Raw genomic sequence first — 6,502 nt, forward strand, 5'->3', positions numbered from 1 at the left:
CATAGTCTTCCTGTGGCAGATAACATTCTTAATAGAGAATTTACTGCCAGTAGACCTAACCAGAAGTGGGTATCGGATATTACGTATATTCCTACAAAAGAAGGTTGGCTTTATCTTGCTGGTGTAATGGACCTCTATGGACGTAGGATTGTAGGATGGTCTATGGCAAACCACATGAGAACTGAGTTGGTATCTGCTGCCCTGAATCAAGCAATTGGAAGAATCGGTGCTAAAGAAGGATTAATAATTCATTCTGACCGGGGAATTCAATACGCCAGTAATGACTACCAAAATCTGCTAAAAAGATATGGATTTGTATGCAGTATGAGCAGAAAGGGCAATTGTTATGACAATGCCCCTATGGAATCTTTCTGGGGCAAACTTAAAATGGAATGGCTAAATGATTATAATTTTGAGACCAGAGCTGAGGCTAAAAAGGCTGTTTTTGAATACATAGAACTGTTTTATAACCGTAAAAGGACTCATTCAACAAATGGGTATATTCCACCATTCATGCTGAAGGAAATATCATAGGTATCATAAGAATTAATGAGATAAATAGTGATTCTTGCTGTCTATTTTATTGAGGCAAGGTCAAACAAAAAGGCTCTTACCAATATATCCCCCAAGCTCATTACACAATATCCGGTATCAAATATATCTGATAAAAATTTCAACCTTGTTGAGCTATCCCCTACCACATGCCAGCCGTCAATTGTATTTAACTTATCTATATCTATATATCCTGTTTTTAAGGATAGAGTAGGAAATACCGGCATTTTCCAATTGTTAAAATACATAACCAGCTTGTTAAGCACCAATCCGGCAAACATTAATCCTATACCAATACCCCCCTGCTTGTATATTCTAAATCTGTAAATCAGGAAAAAAATAGCCGCAGAGTAAACTGTTTTATATATGCTTGAATAAGGAAGTACTGTATAGTTACCGGCAAATATGTCTATTTGAAGAAAAATATATATAATCGCACACGCAAATACCGGATAGAACTCCCAGTGCCTTAATATTTTCTTTATTTCAGTATCCTTTATTTTTGCAAATATAATCGCAAGTATTACGGTCTCAATCATTTTTTGCTCCAATCTTATCAAATTTATTATATAGTTTTTCAAATGCCGGAATTATTGAGCTAACCTCAAGAAGTATGCCGATGCAAACCGATATTGCCGGTTCCGTTTGTTTAATAAGTGCATCAAGACATGGCGTCATTCCATTTAGTTGATAAAAATGTTATGCTTCCTTAAAACACATCGGGAGGTAATTTTTATACGTACAGCAGAATCCATTGCACTATGGAATAACAGATTTACGGATAGAAAATTTAGTGTTTTGAAGGTAGATGAATGGTGTTCTAAAAACGATGTTTCTAGGCATGCTATTACTATTAGAGTCGGAAAATCAAGGGCTGGGAAACTATATATTTGCCGAAGTGTCCGTAATTTTGACACATGAAATATCAGCCAGGAAGGAAACCTCATCGGGATTGATAACTGCCTGAAATGATTTTTCTATCCGTATTACAGAATCCCGGAATATTCCACTAGCGGAATAATGCTGAACCGTATGACCATGAATGCAGAGCATGTCTACCTTGCTCTGGGAGCAACTGACTTTCGCAGACAGATCAGCAGTCTTGGTATCTCTTATCCAGCCTCAGTTAGGTATATATCCATTTATAGAATCCGGCATATTCATTTTCTGTAATAAGAAGCGGGATTCCATAAAAATCCTGAGATATAATAAAATTTAATCAAAAGATTAATCATTCATATCTCCCGATACCGAATTCATCATTATTTATTATCTAGATCTCTCAACAGCCCTAATTCCATTAGTTTTAAAGCAATTCCTTTAGAGGTAGAAATACCTAGCTTAATCAAAATTGCCTGTACGTGTTTTTTTACAGTAGACTCACCCACGTACATCTTCTTACCAACTTCCTTGTTTGTAAGCCCTGTCGCCAGATAACAAGCTACATCGTATTCTTTGTCGCTTAAAGGGTTATCCGCTTTAGGCAGTGATGATATCGTTCTTATGCTATTTTCAAAGTGAGCCGCCTTGATCGTGGAATATCCGTAATGCGCGTTCAGAATAGCAGTATATATGAGTTCGGGAGAATCTTCCTTCTTTATAAACCCATAACACTTTATATCCGATGCTCTTTTAATATATTCTTCTTTTTCAAATGCAGAATAGAAAATAATTTTTATTTTGCTGTTGCTTGCTTTTATAAGTTCAGCAGCCTCCAACCCTGTCATTACAGGCATTTCAACATCCATTAAAATAACATCCGGTTTTCGTGTATTTGCAAACTCCACAGCCTGTTTTCCATTTAATGCTACGCCCACAATATTAATCGTATCCGGATACCTTAGAAGCTTTTCCATTATTTCTACTCTTATCGGGGTGTAATCTTCAGCAATAATCACATTAATAATATTTCATCACTCTCCTAAAAACTAATAAAAGAGAAAGGAATCTCAATAGTTATAGAAAATCCTCCATCTATTGAAGAACTAAAATTAATCGTTCCGCCTAAAGCTAATATTTTTTTTTGCATATCAATTAGCCCATTATCAAAATATATTTTATCACATCCCATGCCATCATCACAAATATATAACTTTAACGATTTTTGCTTCTTAGTTATCTGAATACCTAGATTCTTCGCTCTTCCTCTTTTATACGAGTTGCTAATTGCTTCCATGACTATTGCGTATAATGCATATGCTAGCTGTTTATTTTGAGAAATTTTATCAAAATCAATATCGTTATGGTATATTTGAATATTCATCCTTCTACTATCCACTCTTTTTATTAATCTGTTAAGAGCTTCAAAAAGTCCAATTTGTTGTATATCTATAGGACATAACTCATTGATTATTTTAGGTATTTCCAAAAGTAATTCTTCAGATGTACCGTAAGCTTTCTCAATTCCTTCATATTCTTTAGATAGATTTGTATTTGCTTGAAATTCCTGACTCTCCAAGGCATCGGCCAAAGAAGATTTTATAGCACAGACAGCATTATTAAGAATATTATGGAATTCTGAAGCGATTCGTGATCGTTCTTCATAAAGAACAATAGAATTGTTTTTTAGCGAGACAAAGCCACCTCTCCTCTTATCTCTTTGTTTGAAGGTTTTAATATATAAATCATAGCTTTTCCAAGCGGCATAATCTTGATTCTTATCCATAACCAATTTGCAATTAAACATTTCAACATTAAGATTAACTGAATCTATTGCCTTGTCTATTTCTTCGGATTTAGTTGTGGTTTGTTTCAACATATTAAGGAATTCATAAATATCATTGCATGAGGAAACATCAAAATAGCAATTTAATTCCTTACTTGCAGATTTGTTGCAATTTGATATTTTTCCCTGATGATCAAATATTATGGTGGCATCCTCCAAGTTATTAAATATATCGTAGGTAATAGTTGGTACAGGGTCAAAGACCTTATATTTAAAAACTGCTAATGATAACAAAGAAATAGAGATTGAGAAGCTTACGGGTGTCAGGTCAAAACCCGGAGGAGGAATCATTCGCAAAGATGTAACAATATGTATACCCAGTGTAATAAGTGGAGCCAATATAATTAGTATAATTTTATTTTTTAGTCTCTTGTATTCCTTAATTGATTTTAGTATTACAACAATCATACTTGAAACGAAATATGTATATGTAAACAAAAGGTTGGCAACAAAAAAATCGCCCCATTTTGTATCTATCGTATTATAAAAATGTTTATCCTTTATAATCAGGGGAAATAACCTGTCCGTCAAAGCTGGAATATAAGTAATAATCAAGGGTGTGAAAACTGCAAGTACTATCATTTTGCCTTTAAGTGTTCTAAATGATGGGATTTTGTCGGCATAATAAAGAGAGAATAAAAACCAAAAACCACCTATAAAGCAAACAGGAAACAAGGTAAATCTAACCGTCAGATATAGTTGGGAATCTGATTCAGAATTGATCTCAATCATTCCAAATATCAGCCATAGAACTAACATTACTTGTGCTGAGAGCAGGCTATATAGCGCAGGTGATTTATGAGATTTGAGATGAAAAAATACTATTGTAATTACACAGTATATTGCAACCAGAGTATATGTAAGAATACACATCTGTGATATATTCATAGAATCCCCCCAGTCCAATATTAAAGATACCTATACCTAGATATTTATTTTAATACAAAAGTTAAAAAACATAAATATACTAAAGTATAAACTTAAGTATAAATGTTTTAGCTATTTGGATTTTGTTTGCTATACTTTTGTTGGTCCTTCCGTATGATTACAAATAGTTGTGGGTAATGGTATGCTTATGCCATGGAAAAAAATAACATCTTACGTTAAGAGAGGAGAATTATTATGTTTAAACAAGCAAATGCCAAGATTTTTACCCGCACAATAGCAATACTGTTATCAATGGTTCTGGTTCTGATACTCGTGCCACTAACCGCAATTGCTGCAGACGACTACCCTTATGCCGGGTATGGTGACGGCGTTGACCCCTATAACTTTTATTATAGGCAATGTACTTCTTTCGTGGCTTTTCGATTAAACAATAACAACGGCGTGCATTTCACAAATCAATATATGGGGGTATCAAGGTGGGGAAATGCTAACAATTGGGGCTCCGTTGCAAAAAACCTAGGAATCGCGGTGGATAAAACCCCTGCCGTTGGTGCAGTCGCATGGTGGGACACTGGCACCTATGGTCATGTAGCATGGGTATCTTCTGTAAATGGTGACAATGTGACTATTGAAGAGTACAACAGGAATTGGGATGGTAAATATAGTACCCGTACAATTTCCAAGTCAAGCGTAAGCGGATATATCCATATAAAAGATATCTTTATTGATAGCAATTCAGTAATAGACAATGGAACATATTTTGTAAAGAATGCTGCAAATCCTAATCAAGCGTTGAACGTATATACAGCCTACACGCCAAAAAACAAAGACGAAGTAACGCTATATCCCTTTAATAGAAATGATTCCGCGCAAAAGTGGATATTTGAAAATGTTGGAGATGCCATCGTCATCCGTACAGTTAATAGCAATATCGTACTTAATGTATATAACATCAATGCTGCTCGAAATAATGATAATGTAAATGTACTCACTTATGACAGCAGCGACAATTGCCAATTATGGATAATTGAAAGCGTTGGTAATAATCAGTATATTATTCGCTCAAAGATGAATCGAGATGTCGTGCTTGCTCCTTCAGGTACATACAAGAACCAGGCAGATGTTAGATTACAAACGTATACCGGTACAGATTCACAAAAGTGGCTTTTAGAGAAAGAATGAAATAATTAAGAAGTGGTGCGGAGAGAGCATTTATGCTCTCTCCTTCGCCTTTTTGTAGTATATGTATAATTATACAATTTTCTTTTTCAGTATCCCTAGTTAATTGGATAAGTTCCTGGAGGGTCATCGGTGACCTCCCCCCCAGCCCATTTTTAGTTGAAAACCTCTTGTATCCAATAAAATAATTTTATGCAGTGATTTTTATCAATTATCCCCTATAGCTACAAGCAAAACTGCAGACTGGCTAAGACTTAGCATATTTGATAAATGAGTCCTTCTGCTAAAAATGGACACTAATCCGTGATCATATCTCCTGTTTTCTTAGTATTCCTATGTTCTTGATTTTATTTTATATTAAGTTAAATATTTACATGTAATTCTTAGACTAATCCAAATTTAAAATACTATTATTAAAAAATGTTAGGCTGCAATTTTATTGATTAATCGCTTATATTTCTTAGGTGGCATCCATCCACATTTTGAATGACGTCTTTGACGGTTATAATAAACTTCTATATATTCAAATATAGCCTATTTGGCTTCTTGCCTTGTTTTAAACCGATAAAAATTGGTACACTCACATTTCATATTACTAAAGAAGTTTTCTGCTACAGCATTGTCATATGGATTACCTTTACGACTCATGCTAGGAACTATTTTATGCTCCGAAAGCAAGTCCTGGTAAGCGTTTGAGCTATATTGGCTACCTCTGTCTGAGTGAAAAAGAATGCTCTCTTTTGAATTTCTTTGCTGATACTCAATTACCTTATCTGATTCCTCAAAAATTAGGCTTTTAAAACTTCTTGAAAGTCTCATCAGGAAAAGCAGATTATTACTGTTAATATATTCAAACAAATCCTTAGAGGGATAACCTCGGTCAAATAATATTATAGAATTCTTTTTTGTAGAAAGTTTTTTGATATGGTTTTTAGCAGATTCTCTTTCGTTAGAGCGATAGCGAGAAAACTCTGCATCTACAATGATATCATTCATAACATCATATAATACAGAAACCGATGCAAGCGCACCATTTTTATTGTATTGATTAGGATTTGTTCCGAAAATTTTAAGATTTTCCTCTGAGTTAGGAACTTGGACTGTACTTCCATCAACAGAATAAATGTTAAATCCATTCCACTTTTTGAAATTAGTGTT

6 protein-coding genes are annotated in these 6,502 nt (G+C 34.3%); 2 read left to right on the forward strand and 4 right to left on the reverse strand.

Annotated features, from left to right (window positions below; all coding sequences use genetic code 11):
• On the forward strand, positions 1 to 534 hold a 534-nt coding region (locus LY28_RS18625; RefSeq protein ID WP_110463672.1), incomplete at its 5' end, for an IS3 family transposase.
• A gap of 41 nt (positions 535 to 575) precedes the next feature.
• Here the strand turns inward: LY28_RS18625 and LY28_RS18630 are convergent.
• The 3 genes from LY28_RS18630 to LY28_RS18645 all read right to left on the reverse strand — a co-directional run bounded on the left by LY28_RS18630 (position 576) and on the right by LY28_RS18645 (position 4,165).
• Positions 576 to 1,091 (reverse strand): DUF5317 family protein, encoded by a 516-nt coding sequence (locus LY28_RS18630; protein ID WP_110463673.1) that lies wholly within the window; start codon positions 1,089 to 1,091, stop codon positions 576 to 578.
• Between the two features lie 723 nt (positions 1,092 to 1,814).
• On the reverse strand, positions 1,815 to 2,450 hold the full coding sequence (locus LY28_RS18640) for a response regulator transcription factor (protein WP_110463675.1): 636 nt from the start codon (positions 2,448 to 2,450) through the stop codon (positions 1,815 to 1,817).
• Positions 2,451 to 2,473: 23 nt separating this feature from the next.
• The gene (locus LY28_RS18645) at positions 2,474 to 4,165 is read right to left on the reverse strand and encodes a sensor histidine kinase (RefSeq protein WP_110463676.1); all 1,692 of its coding nucleotides are present in this window, start codon (positions 4,163 to 4,165) and stop codon (positions 2,474 to 2,476) included.
• A 234-nt stretch (positions 4,166 to 4,399) separates the two neighbouring features.
• Here LY28_RS18645 and LY28_RS18650 point away from each other — a divergent pair, with 234 nt between their 5' ends.
• The gene (locus LY28_RS18650) at positions 4,400 to 5,347 is read left to right on the forward strand and encodes a CHAP domain-containing protein (RefSeq protein WP_110463677.1); all 948 of its coding nucleotides are present in this window, start codon (positions 4,400 to 4,402) and stop codon (positions 5,345 to 5,347) included.
• Between the two features lie 531 nt (positions 5,348 to 5,878).
• Here LY28_RS18650 and LY28_RS18655 read toward each other — a convergent pair.
• A partial coding sequence (locus LY28_RS18655; RefSeq protein ID WP_165835635.1) for a DDE-type integrase/transposase/recombinase occupies positions 5,879 to 6,502 on the reverse strand: 624 nt, incomplete at its 5' end.

Source organism: Ruminiclostridium sufflavum DSM 19573 (genome assembly GCF_003208175.1).
GTDB lineage: Bacteria > Bacillota > Clostridia > Acetivibrionales > DSM-1351 > Ruminiclostridium > Ruminiclostridium sufflavum.

Coding starts and splice junctions, on each gene's coding strand:
- LY28_RS18645 (WP_110463676.1), bottom strand. CDS start 4,165: ATGAATATATCACAGATGTGTATTCTTACATATACTCTGGTTGCAATA.
- LY28_RS18650 (WP_110463677.1), top strand. CDS start 4,400: ATGTTTAAACAAGCAAATGCCAAGATTTTTACCCGCACAATAGCAATA.
- LY28_RS18630 (WP_110463673.1), bottom strand. CDS start 1,091: ATGATTGAGACCGTAATACTTGCGATTATATTTGCAAAAATAAAGGAT.